The organism is Pantoea sp. LMR881 (genome assembly GCF_027157825.1).
In the GTDB taxonomy this organism is placed as follows: domain Bacteria; phylum Pseudomonadota; class Gammaproteobacteria; order Enterobacterales; family Enterobacteriaceae; genus Pantoea; species Pantoea haifensis.
In genome coordinates, this window is the sequence record NZ_JAPVOK010000002.1 from 443,958 (window position 1) to 462,218 (window position 18,261).

Here is an 18,261-nt window from a genome sequence, read left to right on the forward strand (position 1 = left end):
GCGCGGGCAACTTAAGCAGGGGGTTGTTGCTGATAAATGCTGATGATTTCACCGGCAATGGCCACGGCAATTTCAGCAGGTAGTTTGCCTTTTACATCCGGTAAGCCCATCGGGCAGCGTAACCGGGCCAGCTGGTCATCTGCGATATTTTTGCCTTCAAGTCGGTAACGAAAGCGTTGTGCTTTGGTTTGCGACCCGATAACGCCAGCATAGCGAAAATCGCCACGTTTCAGTATGGCTTCGCACAACGCTAAATCCAACGGATGATGGTGCGTCATAACAATAAAATAGCTGTCAGGCGAGGCCAGCGCGACACAGTCGAGCGGATCGTCCGGTTGCATGACGTTAACGCCAGGCGGAACGTTTGTGAACTGATGAGGCCGGCTGTCGATCCAGCTTATGTGACAGGGTAACGTCGCCAGCAAACTGACCACGGCCTGACCAACATGACCGGCTCCATAAACCTGCACCATTGGCTGCGCCTGTAATAGCGGCTCGAACAGAATGGTTGTCATGCCACCGCAGCACTGGCCCAAACGCGCACCCAGTGAAAATTCTTCACTGTGTGGCGACTGCTGCCCTTTTGCAACATGTCCCGCGCCTGGGCGGTACAAAGGTATTCCAGGTGTCCGCCACCAATGGTCAGAAAGGTTTCATCGGGCGTGACGACCATCTTACTGCCGCTATTGCGCGGCACAGAGCCGCGCTCATTAAGAACAGTAATCAGGACGCAGCTTTGACGCTTTTCGCGCAGCTGATGCAATACGGCGATCCAGTCATGATAAATCATCATGTTCTCCTGCCAGCCGTTGCATCCCCCAAAGACGCGCTCCGGTGTCGCGGGGGCATCGAGCAGCGGGTGCTGCCGATAATTATCAACGCTGGCAACAGCATCCTGTAACGCACACCAGGCGGCGATACCCAGCATAAAAGGCGGCTCGCCGACAGCTTTTGAGTGGAACACGGTGTCCTGTGGGTTTTTGCGATTTTCCACCAGCGTAACGCGCATGTCAGGTGGCACATCGCTTATCGCCGGTATTTTATAGCTCGCCGGGCCGTCGGTCAGTAACGCACCTTTGCTGTTCCATACCAGCTCTTCGCAGGTCAGCCAGCCCAGTCCCTGCACGAAACCGCCTTCGACCTGACCAGTATCAATCGCGGGATTCAGCGATGCGCCAACGTCATGCAAAATGTCTGCGCGTAGCAGGCGATATTCACCGGTCAGGGTATCTGTTACGACTTCGCAACAGGCAGCACCGTAAGCGAAGTAATAAAAGGGTTTACCCCGTCCGGCCAGGCGATCGTAATGAATGCCCGGTACGCGATAATAGCCATTCGCTGACAGCGGCACCTGGTTAAACCATGCCAGCTGTGCCACTTCGGCAAAGGTGTAGTGCTTATCAACCGCCCGGACGATACCGTTGCGAAAGCACACGTCGCTGGCAGCACAGGCATGCAGCGTACAAAGCATTGTGGTCAGGCGTTCGCGTAAGATTTCCGCAGCATTTTGCGCTGCTTTGCCGTTGAGATCGGCACCGCTTGAGGCAGCAGTGGGTGATGTATTAGGCACTTTGCCGGTATCGGTGGCCGTAATTTGAATTTTATCCACTTCGATTTGCAGTACCTCAGCAACAATTTGTGCCACTTTGGTATTCAGCCCTGGCCCATTTCAGTGCCGCCATGATTAAGCTGCACGGTGCCGTCGGTATAAATCAAAATCAGAGCGCCAGCCTGATTCAGAAAGCTGGAGGTAAAGGAGATCCCGAACTTAACTGGCGTCAGCGCCAGGCCGCGCTTCAGAAACGGGCTTTGTGCATTAAATTCAGCGATCGCCGCGCGGCGTGCATAGTACTCACTGCTCTCCTCAAGCTGCGCGGTGATCTCTTCCAACAGATTATCCTCAACCTGCTGGTGGTAGTGCGTGATATTGCGTTCAGTTTTGCCGTAATAGTTGCGTTTACGTAAAACGAGCGGATCGATGCCCCGCTCGCGGGCAATATGATCCATAATCTGCTCGATTGCCACCATGCCTTGTGGCCCGCCGAAGCCGCGATAAGCCGTGTTTGACGCCGTATTGGTACGACAGCGATAACCGGTGATCAGGGCGTCACCAAGATAATAAGCGTTATCCGCATGGAACATAGCGCGATCGACAATCGATCCGCTCAGATCAAGGGAGTAACCGCAGTTTCCGGCAAGATCGATTTTAACCCCACACAAACGGCCGTCATCCTCAACACCAACCTCATAACGCACAAAAAACGGATGGCGCTTTCCGGTGATGCGCATGTCGTCCCGGCGTGCCAGCCGCATTTTCACAGCGCGTCCGGTTTGCCGTGCAGCCACAGCACACAAACAGGCCACGCCCGCCGCCTGCGTCTCTTTACCGCCAAAGCCTCCCCCATTCGCCGCATATCAATCGTAACTTTGTTCATGGTGATGCCCATGACTTCAGCTACCAGTTTTTGCACTTCAGTGGGGTTTTGCGTAGAAGAAAAAACCTGCAGCGAACGGTCTTCGCCAGGGATCACCAAAGCCGTCTGGGTTTCCAGATAGAAATGTTCCTGGCCACCAATATGAAACTGCCCTGTGATGCGGTGCGGTGCTCGCGCTAAAGCTGCATCAGCATCACCGCGTTGATGAATATGTGGTTCCTGCACAAAGCTGCCCTGCGCTAACGCCTGTTCAACGTCCAGGAGCGGCTCCAGCACCTCATATTCAATGATCGCCGCTTCCGCCCCCATGCGAGCGGCTTCCGGGGAATCTGCGGCCACGGCAAGAATGATCTGTCCGAGGTATTCAACTTTTTCATGGGCTAACAGCGGATCGCCTGGCTCCAGCGGCCCGACATCATTAATGCCAGGCACATCCTGCCACGTCACTACGCTGACCACACCGGGAATGGCATAGCAAGGCTGCACGTCAAGGCGAAGAATGCGGGCATGAGCATGTGCACTCAGACGCGGACAAAGGTGTAACAGGCCGGGTAATTCAGCTTTGTCATCAATATAAATGGCTTCACCGGAAACATGTTTCTCTGCGCTTTCGTGCTTGTTACTGCGGCCCACGCCGCTGTGAATCTCTGCTGCGAACTGTGCTTTGATAACGGCTTCTGATAGCGCAGGACGATTATTAGACATAACGGCTTACCTCTGTAATGGCTAACTCGCCGTTGCAATGGTGGTAATAACGGCGCAGCAGATTTTGCGCGACCTGCAAGCGGTAGGCGGCGCTGGCGCGAAAATCGCTCAGGGGCTGAAAATCCTGCGCTAAAGCTGCGCATGCGCGGGCAACCGTTTCGGCATTGAAAGGCTGGCCTGTTAACGCCTGCTCGCAAGCCATCGCGCGCTTCGGCGTTGCCGCCATGCCGCCAAAAGCGATGCGCACGTCCCCGATCACTCCTTTGCTGACGTGAAGGTTAAACGCGCCAAAGACCGCTGAAATATCATCATCGAGTCGCTTAGAGACTTTCCAGGCAACAAATTTTGGTGACACTGTCACTTTCGGCAGCGTAATGGCGCGGATAAATTCCCCTTGCTGCAGGATCGTTTGCCGATAACCGGTAAAAAACGTGTCGAGGGCCACGCTGCGTTTTTTCTCGCCTTGTTGCAGGATTAATGAAGCATTTAATGCCAGCAACATGGGTGAGGCATCGCCGATGGGTGAAGCATTGGCGATATTACCGCCAAGCGTGCCCTGAAGACGGATTTGCAAAGAGGCAAAACGTTGTAGCATCTCGCTCACGCCGGGAATGCGTTCAGCCAGGAAGTCAGTAATATGATGAAGCGATGCGCCCGCGCCCAGTTCATAATGGGTTTCTGATTCCCTACACACTTTGAGTGCTTCAACCTGTTCAAGCGCAATCAGCACCGGTAATTTTTTATACTGCTGCGTAATTTGCAGGCTGAGATCGGTGCCGCCTGCCACCAGGCTTGCATCAGGATATTCAAGGTAGATTTGAGCAAGCTGTTCAGGCGTTTTAGGCAGAAAACAGCGCCGCCCTTCACCCTTTAGTTCCAGCATTTCAGGGGTATTAAGCCCTTCGAGCCGTTGCACTACATTGGCTTCCGTCTGCATAAACTGATCGCGACAAGGTTGCGAACAGAGTTGTACGGCAGCATCCATAATGGGTCGGTAACCGGTACAGCGGCATAAGTTGCCTGCCAGCGCCGTTTCTGCCTGATGACGATCCCAGCCTTCACTGTTTTTTTGCAGGCTGAAGAGTGACATAACAAAGCCTGGGGTGCAGAAGCCGCACTGAGAGCCGTGACAATCAACCATGGCCTGCTGCGCAGGATGCAGACGATCGCCTTGTTTGAGATCTTCCACGGTAATGAGTTGCTTACCCTGCAACGTGCTCACCAGCGTCAGGCAGCTGTTAACGGTTTCATACTGCATTTTGCCCTTCACCGCCTTGCCCAGCGTGACGCTGCATGCGCCACAGTCGCCTGATGCGCATCCCTCTTTGGTGCCGCTACGGCGCAGGCGGCTGCGCAAATAGGTGAGCACGGTGAGATTTGGATCAAGTTCTTTTTCAGTCACAAGCTGATTATTAAGCAGAAACTGGATCATGCGGCTTTCTCTCCGGCGTCACGCTGCCAGACTCTGCGTCCATGCACACCAGGTTTGGGCGATGTTGCGGTCGTCTCCCAGCGTCATTAACACAAATAATTTTTCCCAGATGTCTTTGCTGTTACCAATGCGTAAGGTTTGCAGCGGAGAAACAGCAGGATCGAGCACCACGAAATCCGCCTCTTTACCGGTGGCAAAATTGCCAATGGCATGATCCAGATCCAGTGCATGTGCACCGCCTAATGTCGCGTGATAAAAGGCTTCAGCGGCGCTCAGCTTATACTGTTGCAGCTGTCCCACTTTGTACGCTTCGCCCAGGGTTTGCAGCATGTTGAAGGTTGTTCCTGCACCCACATCGGTGCCAATACCCACTCTGACGCCCTGCTGCCAGCTACGTTTGATGTTAAACAGGCCGCTACCGAGAAAAAGATTAGAGGTCGGGCAGAATGCGATTGATGAATCGGTCTCATGCAGGCACTGCCATTCTTGATCATCCAGGTGAATGCAGTGGGCAAAAACGCTACGACGCCCGGTGAGCTGATAATGATGGTAAACATCCAGATAACCGGCGTGTTCTGGAAACAGTTCTTTTACCCAGGCGATCTCCTGTGGATTTTCACTCAGATGCGTATGCAGCCAGGTATCCGGAAACTCCTGGCGCAGCTGACACACTCTATTGAGTAATTCAGGTGACGAGGTTGGCGCAAAACGTGGTGTCAGGGCATAACTCAGACGACCACGCTGATGCCAGCGTTCGATCAGCGCGCGGGTTTGCTGGTAGCTCTCTTCCGGCGTTTCGGTGAGATACTCCGGTGCGTTGCGATCCATCATCACTTTGCCCGCAATGATGCGCATGTCGAGCGCCTCAGCCGCGCTAAACAGTGCATCTATCGATTGAGGATGCACTGTGCCAAACACTAACGCGCTGGTGGTACCGTTCGCCAGCAGTTGATGGAGAAAAAACGCTGACATCTGCGCCGCGTGCTGCGGGCAGTGATACTGCGCCTCCACGGGAAAAGTATAGTGATTCAACCACTCCAGTAGCTGCTCGCCAAATGCGCCAATCATTTCAGTCTGAGGATAATGAATATGGCTATCAACAAAACCCGGCACAATTAATTTGCCGCGCATATCAATCATTTCGTATTGATTAAGCTGCTCACTGTTTTCCTGCCAGGCCTGCAATGAAACGACCTGACCGTCTCGCAGCAGCAAAACGCCATCTTCCAGATAGCGAGCCTGGGAAAGAATTGCGTCGGGGTGACTGGCCAACCCTTTAAAATCAAAAAAACTGGCGCGGATCGCCCTGTCTTGAGTTGAAGGCATGCTAGTGTCCTTGTGAAAAAGCGTCAGGCTTTCTCATTAATAATGCAGATGATTGCCTTAAAGATTTATTGCAAGGGCTATGCCAACTACGTAAATTTTATTTAATCATTAAAATCAACTAGTTATAAAATTTCCGCATTGTTGCGCAACAAATCAACTGTCGCTTGCAACGCAAACGGTTGCTAAAAACAGCAAACGTTTGCATTAAAACTTTTTTCAAAACGGGGCTTTATTGGTCGCTTCATGGGGGGCGATCAGCTCGAATCAGTGCACTTTTTGTGTGCGCAGCGCCCCAAAAAGACGCAAAAGTTGTCGTTGAAAAATCCCTTTACAGTGAAGGGCAGATTTCAGCAGGCGGAAGCGAAAACGACGTGATATGGTGAAACAGATTGAACCTAAAATTGCATAAGGAACAGTGAGATGATTATTTTTGTTACCGGCGCGACCGCCGGTTTTGGTCAAAGTATCACCCGCCGATTCATTGAAACAGGTCATAAGGTTATTGCCAGCGGACGTCGCGCCGAACGCTTAAAGGCGCTTAAAGATGAGCTGGGTGATAACCTCTATACCGTGCAATTAGACGTCCGTAATCGTGCAGCCATTGAAAATGCCATTGCTGCTCTGCCCGCCGAGTGGCGCAATATCGATGTGTTAGTGAATAACGCCGGGCTGGCGCTGGGGATTGAACCTGCGCATAAAGCGAATGTGGACGACTGGGAAAACATGATCGACACCAATACCAAAGGGCTGGTGTATATGACGCGCGCCCTTCTGCCACACATGGTAGAACGCAACAGCGGTCATGTGATTAATATTGGTTCAATCGCCGGAAGCTGGCCCTATGCTGGCGGCAACGTCTATGGCGCAACCAAAGCCTTTGTGCGCCAGTTCAGCCTCAATCTGCGCACTGACTTGCACGGTACGGCACTGCGCGTCACAGATATTGAGCCAGGCTTAGTGGGCGGCACAGAGTTTTCAAACGTGCGCTTTAAAGGTGACGATGACAAAGCTGATCAGGTGTATGAAGGAGCGACTGCCCTGACTCCAGAAGATGTGACAGAAGCGGTTTACTGGGTCGCGACGCTGCCTAAACATGTAAATATCAACAGCCTAGAAATGATGCCGGTCAGTCAGACGCTGGCAGGCTTAAAAGTACATAAGCCTTGATCTTTTTCAGCCAGCCTTTGCGGCTGGCTGTTTTACGCGCGTCCCCACCCCAGCACAATAATCAACATGCCGGTAAGGGCGATCATTGCGCCGCTCCAGTCCCACAGGCTTAACTTCACGCCGTCAACAATTCGTAACCACAGTAACGCAGTTAGCACATATACGCCGCCATAGGCTGCATAAACACGTCCGCTCGCAGCGGGATGTAACGTCAGGAGCCAGACAAACAGCACCAGGCTCGCCGCCGCAGGCAGCAGCAACCAAACTGACCCCCCTTTTTCAACCATAGCCAGGGTAGAAAACAGCCCGTGATTTCTGCCAGAGCAGTAATGAAAAACAGCAGCGCGGTTTTAACCAGCATTCTTAGCTCTCAAAAAGGTAAACGAATCGCGCATGAGGCGTGAGCGCAGAAAAGAGGATGATATACTATGCAAATCCGTGGCAACAGCCGTTCCTGAGGGCTAAAGCCGCGTTAACTGAAGGAAATTATGATGAAAAAATTGATTCCAGCCCTGATGGTGATTCTGCTTTCTGCTTCGGCGTTCTCAGCCAGCGCCACAACCAATCGTCTGATTATTGAAGACGGCAGCAGCGCAGCCAGCAATGAAGCCGCGCGTCAAAGCAAAGAGCAATGGAACGACACCCGTACGCTGCGAAACAAAGTAAACAGCCGGGTGGAAAAAGAGTTCGACAAAACCGATCAGGCGTTTGACACCCGTGATAAGTGTGAGCAAAGCCTGAATCTGAATGCGTACTGGGAACCTAACACCTTACGCTGTCTCGATCGCCGCTCTGGCCGTCCGATTACGCCCTGATTTTAAATGGCTGCTATAGTAATTGCGGACCTGTTACATAAGGAAAACGTGATGAAGAAACAGACTGGATGGTTGGTTGCGACGTTACTGGCCATGCCGCTACTGGCACAGGCTTCATGCGAATCGGTTAAGGCAGATATTAGTCAGAAGATTATTCAGAATGGCGTTCCTGAATCTGGCTTTACGCTGGATATTGTCGCGAACGATCAGGTAGATCAGGCGGGCGGTCAGGTCGTCGGACATTGTGAAAACGACACACAGAAAATCGTTTATAAAAAAATAAGCCGGGACACGGAAGAGAGCGTCCCGGACAGTGCAGGCAGTTCACAGGACACGCCTGCGCAATAACCCTCTGGGCGACGCTGTCGCCCTTTTTATTCCTCATGTTGTGGCCGTTGACGCGGCATCAGCCATGCCACCCACAGCGACAGTACAGCAATCAGTAACGCCACGATAAATACCCAGTGCAGCGAATCGGCAATGCCATGCACCATCTGTTGCAGCGTTGTTTCTGGCAAGGCTTTGCGCGTCTCTTCAGACATGATCTGCTGTACCGGATCGTGCGCCTGCGGTAAACGCCACGCCAGGTTAATATTAAGTACGGCCCCCATGAGCGCCGTTCCAATCGCAGAGCCCAGCATCCGGCTGAACATGATCGATGCCGTGCAGATGCCGCGAATATCGTAGTGTGCATGATTTTGTACCGACACCAGAAACGTGGTGCTGGTCATTCCCATGCCGGTGCCTATCACGAAGGCGGTTAAACCCGCCTGATAAACAGAGCTTTCCGCATGCAGAAGCAGAAGCAGTGCACAGCCGGTAATGAGTAACAACGCGCCTGATTGCGCTGTAAATCGATACGATGTGTGCAGCATCAGTCGGCCGCTGAGCGTGCTGGCTAATGGCCAGCCAATTGACATCATCGCCAGTGCGCTTCCTGCCTGTAACGGCGTCCCTCCCGTGATGCCCTGGATCCAGGTAGGCAAAAAGGCGCTGATACCCATCATGGCGGCACCGATAATAACGTTGCCCGCATTGCCCGCGATAATTAACCGGCTGCGCCAGATAATCAGCGGAAACAGTGGCGCTTTGGCACGCTGCTCATGGCGCATCAGCTGCCAGGCTGCGAAAAGTGACAGTGCAACAAATGCGCTGAGCCAGTAGCCCAGCATTTCTGCCTGCAACAGCGCAATAAGTAAGGCACTGACGCAAATCATCAGCCAGGTGCTACCAGCAATATTAAGCGACTGTGCCTGCTCCTGCTGCTGATGAGCCGGTAGCCAGCGGGCCAGCATCAGCATACTGATGATGCCAATGGGCAGGTTTACCCAGAAAATAACCGACCAGCTAAAGTGCTGCACCAGCCATGCGCCGGTTAAGGGTCCGGTTATGGCGGCCACGCCCCACACGCTGGAGAGCCAGCCCTGTACAGCGGCACGCTCGCGTGGCGAATAGATATCCGCAACGATAGTGGAACTCAGCGGCATGATTGCTCCGGCACCCAGCCCCTGGAAAGCACGAAACAAAATCAGCCACGTCATGCTATGGGCAAAACCACAGAGCACTGAGCCGAGCAGGAATAATGAAGTGCCGATAAACAGCATTTTTTACGTCCCCATAAATCAGCTAACCGGCCATACAGCGGCACGCTTACTGCCTGTGTCAGCAAATAAATGGAGAAAACCCAACCAAACTGCGAAAAACCGCCCAGTTCAGCAATGATGGTTGGCATAGCGGTTGCCACAATGGTGACTTCTATGGCGGCCATGAACATGGCCAGCATGCAGGCGATCAACACCCAATGGCGTTGCGTTTGCAGTTGTGCACTCTCAGTCATATCTCTTCCTTTTTATGCTGCAAGGCTAGCCTAAAAATCCATTATGCGATGTCTTTGTTGTGGGGCGCTTAGGTGACAGTGTCACCTTAAGTCGATGAAAATTTTTTATTGAAGATAAATTGAATAGCCACGCGGATTTACCCCAACTTTGGTTATTTTCTATCCCGCTGATTTTAACCGTAAAACTAGCGCGCTTCGCTTTACACTGCTATAGCAAGTAAGCAACTTTTTTACTATTCACTAAAAATAAGTAGATAACTGAAATTTTATCTACGTTTAACCCGCCGGGTTACAGACGATAGCGGCAACAGTGTGTGCTGCGATAGGCGGGCATAACACTGTTTGACAACAGGGAGATTCACCTTATGCAAAATGCAACGCTGGTCAGACGCAGCGGTCTGGCCGTGCTGGCTGTGATCCTTGTCCTGGCTGCCCTGATAGGGAGTATCGGCTGGGACACGCTTGTTGCGCGTAAAGTCGATTTAATTTATCTCGGTCAACAACACGTGTTTCTGGTGTTCTGGTCGATGTTATTTGCGCTGCTGGTCGGCATTCCCAGCGGCATTATTTTAAGCCGCCCTTTCGCCCGGCGCTGGGCTGAGTATGTCATGCAGATTTTTAATGTCGGTAATACATTGCCGCCGCTGGCAGTACTGGCGCTTGCGATGGTCGTGATCGGGATAGGCGATCGCCCGGCACTGATTGCCTTGTTCCTCGCATCCCTGTTGCCGATTGTGCGTAATACCTATTCCGGCTTGATCGCCGTGCCCGCCTCATTGATTGAAGCGGCTAATGGCATCGGCATGACTAAATCTCAACGTCTGTATCAGGTTGAATTGCCCAATGCGTTGCCGGTTATTCTGGCTGGTGTGCGTATCGCGACGGCGATCAATGTCGGCACCGCGCCGCTGGCCTTTTTGATTGGGGCCAGCAGCTATGGCGAACTGATTTTTCCCGGTATCTACCTGAACGATTTCCCTACCTTGATCCTCGGCGCGGTAGCAACCGCCTTGATCGCCCTGATTTTGGACATGCTACTGGCAGCATTGGGACGTTTTCTCAGCCCGCACGCAGCGGCATAACAATAAGGAACTTTATGATGCTAAAGCGATGGATAACCACCACAGCTCTGGCCTTAACGGCGATGCTGGCCCTGGGCCAGACCGCGCAAGCCGCTCCGCCGCTGGTGCTGGCAACCAAAAGCTTTACTGAGCAGCACATTCTCTCTGCCATGACGGTACTGTGGCTTAATAAGAAAGGATTTCAGGTCGTACCCAGGCGTAACATTGCGACTACGATCAGCCGTAATGCCATGATCAACAAACAGATCGATATGACCTGGGAATATACCGGTACGTCACTGATTATCTTCAACCATATCAATAAACCCCTGTCGTCTGAACAAGCCTACGACACCGTGAAGCAGCTGGATGCCAAACTCGGTTTGGTTTGGCTGAATCCAGCGCCGATGAACAATACCTACGCTTTTGCCATGCAGCGTTCACGTGCCGAAAAGGAAGGCATCACCACCCTGTCGCAGCTGGTCGCAAAACTGGAACAGATACGCAAAACCGATCCTGATAAAAACTGGCGTTTAGGGCTGGATTTAGAGTTTGCAGGTCGTTCGGATGGCCTGAAGCCGTTGCAAAAAACCTACAACATGCCGCTGGATCGTCCGCAAATTCGCCAGATGGATCCGGGCCTGGTTTATAACGCCGTGCGTGACGGTTTCGTTGATGCAGGACTGATTTATACCACCGACGGGCGCGTTAAGGGCTTTGATTTAAAAGTGCTGGAAGATGATAAACATTTCTTTCCAAGTTACAACGTAACGCCTGTGGTGCGTAAAGATGTGCTGGAAAGTCATCCCGGCCTGGCAGAAGCGTTGAATCAGCTTACCCCCTGCTCACCAACGACGCGATTACCGAGATGAACAAGCGCGTCGATATCGATCATCAGTCACCTGAACAGGTGGCGCGTGATTTTCTCAACGCTAAACACATGCTGTAAGGAGGCAATATGGACACCCTTCACTACATCATGAATAACTGGCCGAGCCTGCTGAATTTGACCTGGCAACACACCTGGCTGGTACTGGTGGCCGTAGGCTGCGCCATTCTCATTGGCGTGCCGCTTGGCATTTTGATTGTGCGCTTCAAATGGCTCGCTGCACCGGTGCTGGGCGTAGCTACCGTGGTGTTGACCATTCCCACCATTGCACTGTTTGGCCTGATGATCCCGCTGTTTTCGCTGATTGGTCAGGGCATCGGCGCGTTTCCGGCGATTACGGCGGTGTTTCTCTATTCACTGCTGCCGATTGTACGTAATACCCATACGGCGCTGGAAAATCTGCCGCCTGGCCTGCGTGAAGCGGGACGCGGTATCGGCATGACCTTCTGGCAACGTCTGCGTTGGGTGGAGATCCCCATGGCGCTGCCGGTGATTTTTGGCGGCATCCGCACCGCTGTGGTGATGAACGTCGGGGTAATGGCTATTGCCGCCGTGATTGGTGCTGGCGGACTGGGTCTGCTGTTGCTGGATGGGATCAGCGGCAGTGATATTCGCATGTTGATTGCCGGGGCGCTGATGATTTGTCTGCTGGCTATTATTCTTGACTGGTTGCTGCATCGACTGCAACTGGCGCTGACTCCTAAGGGGATTCGATAATGATAAAACTGGAAAACCTGACGAAAACCTTTGCCCATAACGGCACGACAGTAAAAGCCGTCGACAATGTCAGCCTTGAAGTCCCTGCTGGTGAGATGTGTGTGCTGCTTGGCCCGTCGGGCTGTGGCAAAACCACTACTCTCAAAATGATTAACCGCCTGATCCCTGCCACCAGCGGTAAAATCTACATCAATGGCGAAGATACCAGCACGCAGGATACCACCACGCTGCGCCGCAACATTGGTTACGTTATTCAGCAAATTGGCCTGTTCCCGAACATGACGATTGAAGAGAACATTACCGTGGTGCCACGCATGCTCGGCTGGGATAAAAAACGCTGCCATGAACGTGCTACAGAGTTAATGAGCATGGTCGCTCTCGATCCCACGAAGTTTTTACACCGCTATCCGCGAGAAATGTCGGGTGGGCAACAGCAGCGCATCGGCGTTATTCGCGCTCTGGCTGCCGATCCACCGGTGTTGCTGATGGATGAGCCCTTCGGCGCCGTTGACCCTATCAACCGTGAAGTGATCCAAAACGAATTTCTCGACATGCAGCGCCAGCTGAAAAAACCGTGATGCTGGTGAGCCATGACATTGATGAAGCATTAAAACTGGGCGATCGAATTGCGGTGTTCGGTCAGGGACGCATCGTTCAGTGCGCCAGCCCGGACGAGTTGTTAGCGTCACCGGCAAATGAGTTTGTCGGGTCGTTTGTTGGTCAGGACCGCACCCTTAAACGTCTGTTGCTGGTGCAGGCGGGCGATGTTACCGATCAGCAACCGACCATTACGGTGAAACGCTCAACGCCCCTGGCAGAAGCGTTCGCCACTATGGATGACAACGATATGCGCTCAATTACCGTGGTGGACAACGACGGTAAACCGCTGGGTTTTGTGAAGCGTCGCGAAGCGCGCAACGCGAGCGGGAACTGTGAGGAGAAGCTGCATACCTTTGTGGTCACCGGCAAAGCGGAAGAGAACCTGCGTGTTGTGCTGTCAAAATTATATGAGCACAACACCGTATGGATGCCGATTGTGGACGAAGAGGGTCGCTACAGCGGAGAAATTTCGCAGGATTATATTGCGGATTACCTGAGTTCAGGCCGAACGCGCCGCCGTTTGAGCAATTAATAATAAAGGGCCAACTTTTGGCCCTTATAAAAATAATAGTTACGCTCCTGCACTATCAATCGATACAGAGGTATAGACTTTTTCATTCTGAGCGTCTGTCCGGAACAGCTGGGTAACCACTTTACCCGCAACGGGATAACCACAACGATTGGAAACGGAGAGTGACCACACATACCTTCCCGCTGTATTATAATTTAAAGCTGTGTTTCCCCACCCCGCCACTGGATTACCCTGCCATCCTTTAACTCCAACAATTCCTGTAACAGTAAAGCAGGCGGGGTCAAATATGTAACCCTCATCCGGTTCAAAGGTAATAGTAAATGTTCGTGGATACCACCCTCCCGCAACTTGCTCTCCATAGACATTAACAGCTCCCGCTTTGATCGTGATTTCGTACGCCTCTGATTCCACTGAACCGTTCGGGAAATTCAGCATCGCTTTTAAATTTGTACCTGCCCTGGTTGCCGTATAAAGTCGTGTGTAACGACCATTTCCTGATTCTGTCCATTCGTTAATCGCAACAGCATTTTCTACCGTCACCGCACTCTCTGTCAGCATTGAGACAGCACCGCTTATTTTGTTCCCATGCTTATCTGCGAGGGAAACATTTACTCTGATATCGTTAGTAGCCTCGTAAGTCATATTATCAACGCTGATAAACGAGTTGGACTGCGTAGGTTTGCTATGAATGATATAAACTTGAGCTGAAGGTAATGTTATCCCTCGGACTACTGGCGTTAGTATAATATTTTCTTCATCCATTCCTGCGGTGATCGTGATTTCATAAATCCCGACATCTTTTCTGACCACTTCTGAAACTTCGGCGCTTATTACTCCCTCTACGCCAATCTGAATTTCAGAAGCCGGTACATTAACCATTCGTCCTTGTTCGTCTTTTATCGTTAGCGTCAGCGTTTCTTTTGTTAATTTCACCCACCATCATGTTGCTGAAAGTCGGCAAAAATGTACTATGAGTTTCATTAATGACAGGAGTTTGTACTAATACCTGTGTATTAGCGTGGGTTGAAAGATTTCCTTTTTATCAATGGCTACACCACTGATGGTATAGCTGTTTATATCCTGCGCACCCACTTTCCAGTCCGGAAGAATGACACTATAACCAGCAGCATTATCCTGAACGATACTGCCTCCGGCTGCGACCAGTTCCGGTGCTGACCAGTCAATACGTTCCAGTCCGTACTGGCTACTTACGACTACTTCTAATGATTTTTGCTCGCCAGGAAAACCTGACACCAAGCCAGCGGTAGACAGATTAATCGTTTCTTTCTTTCGATACTCCAAAACGATATTGTTATTACGATCAACGAGCTCATAACGACTGCCCGCCAACTTACGCATTGCTGTCACTGCATGCGGGTTAACCTGATGCTGCCATGGTATGCCCAGACGATAATTCAACTCCACGCCAAGGCGAGTATCATTTTGGAAGATTTACCTTGTCGCTGCCCTGCACTAAACGTTATTAATGGAACTGGAGTATAATTGACTTCAGCATTAATAGCGTGTGGATCACGCTGACGACTATTCCTGCCGAATAAGGCTACGTCATTACCATAATATTGCTCAAAAGATAGCTTGCCACCGAGTTGTGGCAAAGCTGGCAGCCAGCCTTGTGCACGAATGTCCCAGCCGTTAGCCGGACGTTCTTCGTAATCTTTCACGTTCGGCGAGTTTTTCCAGTTTGACAGGCGCAAGTAGCTGTTAATGCCAAATTTCAGGAAGTCGCGCCAATACTCCAATCCCAGACCGATACGACTATGATCACGGGATAAATCATAATCCAGGAAACTATTTGCTCCCAGCATCCAGCCGTCAGAAAACCAGCGGTAACCGAGTCCTAAATTGGACTGGGTGCGATCATCAGTACGATGCAAGCTGCCTTGAGTGAAAAGAAGCTTGTCAGCATGCTCATATAAAGGGACTAACAGATCAAACTGTGAATTTTTCAAGGAGAAATTTTCATCAGCATCAAGCTGTACGCGAGCTGTGCCAAATTGACTTAGCCATTGCTGAATTTGGCTGCTGGCTTCAGCGGTGACCATTCCACGTGCCATACCTGTTGCAGCATCACTACTCTCGTTACTGCTCAAAATAGTTCCAGCTTGATTAGCCCATTCTGCTAACTTTTGTTCCTGTCCATTATTGGCATTTAATTTCACTGCGTTGTCAGCAGCATCCTGCCATATGACTTCAGGTAGTGGCGCTAGTGGCACCTCCAATTCGTCACCTGGCTTTAAATGGTAGAAGCCGTGAGCAAAAGTGCGGAACTGATTAAGTTTTTGCAAGGCATCAGGTGACATATTAAATTTATGTGCAACCGATGCAGTGGTTTCATCACCTGACAGTACATAAGGCACTGTTTTCAGAGAGGTTTCCGCTGAATTTTGCAGAAATCGAATATCTTTGGAAGAGGTAACCGCCACAGCGGGTGTAAAAGTAGTCGCCAGAGGAAATGCTATCTGAATACCTAAATTTAGCCAGGCAAATAACTTTATACGGAACGGGACCGAGAGTCGGTAGTTAACATTCATAACTTTATTCCATGACAAATCCCTATAAAAACTCACAGGGGATAATTTAATCAAAACTTTGCAAAATAAGTGCATTCGAATGACGTTTATCTACAACTTAGAAAACAAATCTCAACAAACTTATTTATGCCAGCACATTAATGTAAAATTAAAAATCCAACTTAAACGCAGCACAATATATGCCACCCTACGCCAATGAGAAAAGTTTAATCATCTTAAATAGCTCATTTAAGAACCTTAAATGTTAGGCATTGTTTTTTCAGAAGCTCACTTAATATTTTACTTTTCCACAGCCGCCATGCCCTGCTCTACGTTAAGCCACACAGTGTGTATTTATGGCACTGACACCGTACGCTTAAGCTTTAAATTTCACTATTAAATTTTCATTAAAATAAAAAATTAGCCTCTCCATTAAAAGCTGGCAAAAAATAACTAAAATTTAGTTGATCACCTTAAACCTAAAGTAAATGAATTGTGAGTTAACTATTACAACTGAAGAGGGTATTTAAAGGAGTGGCTTTTAAAGTGTAAAATCATTATAAAGCTGAAGCGATAACTCAGCCCAGCAGCAGAGAAATGAATTAACCAGACGGCTAAACTATCTAACCCTACCAGACTTAAATTTCAAAGGGTCAGGGGCAAACATTTAATATTAACCACCTGACAACTTTATTTTAACCTGAAAAAATATTCTTTTTATTTTTTAAAATTTTTACTGCTTTAACGTTTCCTCTTGTAGGGAGATCTGTACGCCCTGCTCATTCGGCAACACCAGGTTGAGAATGATAGCCAGAATGCCGCCTGTGGTGACTGCATGTCCAAACAGATTATTCACTAACGGCGGAAACTGTTTCAGTACCTCGGGTACGGCTTCAACGCCTAAACCGATACCAAACGCGATCGCCACAATCAACATCTCACGACGCCCAAGCGGTGTTTGCGTCATCACCCGGATACCAGCAGCCACCACGCTGCCAAACATGACAATGGTTGCACCGCCCAGTACTGGCGGGGGTATTTGCTGTAACAGTGCGCCAATGCCGGGAAAAATACCCAGCAATATCAGCATGATACCCAGGACCATACCCACATAGCGACTGGCTACGCCGGTCATCTGAATCACACCATTATTCTGTGCAAACGTGGTATTTGGGAAAGCTGAAAACAGGGCAGCCAGCAAACAGCTTACGCCATCGGCCATGATGCCGCCCTGTAAACGCTGCTGGAATTGTGGCCCGACAATGGGTTGCTGCGACAACAGACAGTTTGCTGTGAGATCGCCAACCGCCTCGATCACGGCAATCACTGCAACCAGCGCAATCGGCACGAAGATGGTCCAGTCAAAATCAAAGCCAAATTTAAACAGTGAGGGTAAAACCAGCCAGGCCGTATTCGTGAGCGGTTTAAACGCTAAATGACCGGTAAGCGCCGCCGCAATGCAGCCAACCGCGATGCCGGCCACTACCGCGACCAAACGCGCCCAGCGATTACGTGACCGGTTCAGCGCCACAATCACCAGCAACGTTAATCCTCCTAACGCTAAATTACCTGGCGCACCAAAATCCTGAGCGTTATGGCCACCTGCCCAGTCGGTGATACTGACCTTGATCAGGCTGATACCAATCAGGGTAATCACCGTACCGGTAACCACAGGCGTTAATACTTTACGGAGCTGGCCCACGCAGCGGCTAATCAGGATAGGGATCAGCGCCGCGACCAGACTACAGCCAAACAGCATCGCCAGAATCTCCTCCGGCGAGCCACCGCGGGCTTTTACCATCAGGCCACCGGACAGAATTACCCCAAGAAAGGCAAAGCTGGTGCCCTGCAGGCAGATCATGCCTGCCCCAATGCCGGCGAAACGGCGTGCCTGTAAAAACGTGCCTAAACCTGAAACCAGTAAAGACATGCTGATCAAATAGGGAATATAAGCCTGCAGCCCCAACACTGAGCCAATAATCAATGGCGGCGTAATAATCCCGACGACGCTGGCAAGTGCATGTTGAAGCGCCGCTAAAAATGCAGGTGCAAAACCGATGCGGGCATCCAGCCCGTACAATAAACCTTTTTCATGCGAGTGCGACATTGTGGTGCTCCGGCAAATTATTCAACAGCCGGGATGATGCATTTTTTGCGCCACACACGTAAAAAAGTGATATTGCAAAGCAGGTGATTGTTATTTAACGCCTTTAA

At 50.8% G+C, this 18,261-nt stretch carries 8 protein-coding genes and 8 pseudogenes; 7 read left to right on the plus strand and 9 right to left on the minus strand.

Annotated elements, in window-relative coordinates; translation table 11 throughout:
* Positions 1-11: 11 nt before the first annotated feature.
* The 4 genes and pseudogenes from xdhC to guaD form a co-directional block, all read right to left on the minus strand.
* A pseudogene (xdhC, locus tag O3W44_RS03875) lies at positions 12-790 on the minus strand (xanthine dehydrogenase accessory protein XdhC).
* Positions 777-3,140 (minus strand): annotated as a pseudogene (gene xdhB / locus O3W44_RS03880) (xanthine dehydrogenase molybdopterin binding subunit). The pseudogenes xdhC and xdhB overlap by 14 nt, the downstream one beginning before the upstream one ends.
* Complete coding sequence (gene xdhA, locus O3W44_RS03885) at positions 3,133-4,572, minus strand: xanthine dehydrogenase small subunit (protein WP_269292061.1); 1,440 nt, start codon at positions 4,570-4,572, stop codon at positions 3,133-3,135. Before xdhA ends, xdhB begins: the two are co-directional and overlap by 8 nt.
* Positions 4,569-5,898: pseudogene (gene guaD, locus O3W44_RS03890) on the minus strand (guanine deaminase). The gene xdhA and the pseudogene guaD overlap by 4 nt, the downstream one beginning before the upstream one ends.
* A gap of 420 nt (positions 5,899-6,318) precedes the next feature.
* Here guaD and ydfG point away from each other — a divergent pair.
* Positions 6,319-7,065 carry a bifunctional NADP-dependent 3-hydroxy acid dehydrogenase/3-hydroxypropionate dehydrogenase YdfG gene (ydfG, locus tag O3W44_RS03895; protein WP_269292062.1) on the plus strand — a complete coding sequence of 249 codons (747 nt, stop codon included), beginning with the start codon at positions 6,319-6,321 and terminating at the stop codon, positions 7,063-7,065.
* 32 nt (positions 7,066-7,097) lie between these two features.
* Here ydfG and O3W44_RS03900 read toward each other — a convergent pair.
* A pseudogene (locus O3W44_RS03900) lies at positions 7,098-7,423 on the minus strand (YnfA family protein).
* Between the two features lie 133 nt (positions 7,424-7,556).
* Between O3W44_RS03900 and O3W44_RS03905 the strand changes: the two are divergent.
* Entirely contained in the window at positions 7,557-7,880 is a 324-nt protein-coding gene (locus O3W44_RS03905) for a DUF1283 family protein (RefSeq protein WP_269294356.1), read from the plus strand.
* A gap of 51 nt (positions 7,881-7,931) precedes the next feature.
* Positions 7,932-8,228 (plus strand): DUF1161 domain-containing protein, encoded by a 297-nt coding sequence (locus tag O3W44_RS03910; protein ID WP_269292063.1) that lies wholly within the window; start codon positions 7,932-7,934, stop codon positions 8,226-8,228.
* A 26-nt stretch (positions 8,229-8,254) separates the two neighbouring features.
* On the opposite strand, the pseudogene O3W44_RS03915 reads toward O3W44_RS03910, so the two are convergent.
* Positions 8,255-9,717: pseudogene (locus O3W44_RS03915) on the minus strand (MDR family MFS transporter).
* 365 nt (positions 9,718-10,082) lie between these two features.
* Between O3W44_RS03915 and O3W44_RS03920 the strand changes: the two are divergent.
* The 4 genes and pseudogenes from O3W44_RS03920 to osmV all read left to right on the plus strand — a co-directional run bounded on the left by O3W44_RS03920 (position 10,083) and on the right by osmV (position 13,516).
* Positions 10,083-10,799, plus strand: a complete 717-nt coding sequence (locus O3W44_RS03920; protein WP_269292064.1) for an ABC transporter permease — start codon at positions 10,083-10,085, stop codon at positions 10,797-10,799.
* A 62-nt stretch (positions 10,800-10,861) separates the two neighbouring features.
* A pseudogene (locus O3W44_RS03925) lies at positions 10,862-11,727 on the plus strand (glycine betaine ABC transporter substrate-binding protein).
* A gap of 9 nt (positions 11,728-11,736) precedes the next feature.
* Positions 11,737-12,384 carry an osmoprotectant ABC transporter permease OsmW gene (osmW, locus tag O3W44_RS03930; protein WP_269292065.1) on the plus strand — a complete coding sequence of 216 codons (648 nt, stop codon included), beginning with the start codon at positions 11,737-11,739 and terminating at the stop codon, positions 12,382-12,384.
* Positions 12,384-13,516, plus strand: a pseudogene (osmV, locus tag O3W44_RS03935) (osmoprotectant ABC transporter ATP-binding protein OsmV). The gene osmW and the pseudogene osmV overlap by 1 nt, the downstream one beginning before the upstream one ends.
* 39 nt (positions 13,517-13,555) lie before the next feature.
* Here the strand turns inward: osmV and O3W44_RS03940 are convergent.
* The 3 genes and pseudogenes from O3W44_RS03940 to O3W44_RS03955 form a co-directional block, all read right to left on the minus strand.
* Entirely contained in the window at positions 13,556-14,449 is an 894-nt protein-coding gene (locus O3W44_RS03940) for an invasin domain 3-containing protein (RefSeq protein WP_269292066.1), read from the minus strand.
* 66 nt (positions 14,450-14,515) lie between these two features.
* Positions 14,516-16,143: pseudogene (locus tag O3W44_RS03950) on the minus strand (inverse autotransporter beta domain-containing protein).
* A gap of 637 nt (positions 16,144-16,780) precedes the next feature.
* A complete protein-coding gene (locus O3W44_RS03955; RefSeq protein WP_269292069.1) occupies positions 16,781-18,154 on the minus strand; it encodes a uracil-xanthine permease family protein in 1,374 nt (457 codons plus the stop codon).
* Positions 18,155-18,261 lie beyond the last annotated feature (107 nt).

Bases quoted from the DNA above. Each gene is read 5' to 3' on its own strand.
- xdhA (WP_269292061.1), bottom strand. From the start codon at position 4,572: ATGATCCAGTTTCTGCTTAATAATCAGCTTGTGACTGAAAAAGAACTT.
- ydfG (WP_269292062.1), top strand. From the start codon at position 6,319: ATGATTATTTTTGTTACCGGCGCGACCGCCGGTTTTGGTCAAAGTATC.
- O3W44_RS03905 (WP_269294356.1), top strand. From the start codon at position 7,557: ATGAAAAAATTGATTCCAGCCCTGATGGTGATTCTGCTTTCTGCTTCG.
- O3W44_RS03910 (WP_269292063.1), top strand. From the start codon at position 7,932: ATGAAGAAACAGACTGGATGGTTGGTTGCGACGTTACTGGCCATGCCG.
- O3W44_RS03920 (WP_269292064.1), top strand. From the start codon at position 10,083: ATGCAAAATGCAACGCTGGTCAGACGCAGCGGTCTGGCCGTGCTGGCT.
- osmW (WP_269292065.1), top strand. From the start codon at position 11,737: ATGGACACCCTTCACTACATCATGAATAACTGGCCGAGCCTGCTGAAT.
- O3W44_RS03955 (WP_269292069.1), bottom strand. From the start codon at position 18,154: ATGTCGCACTCGCATGAAAAAGGTTTATTGTACGGGCTGGATGCCCGC.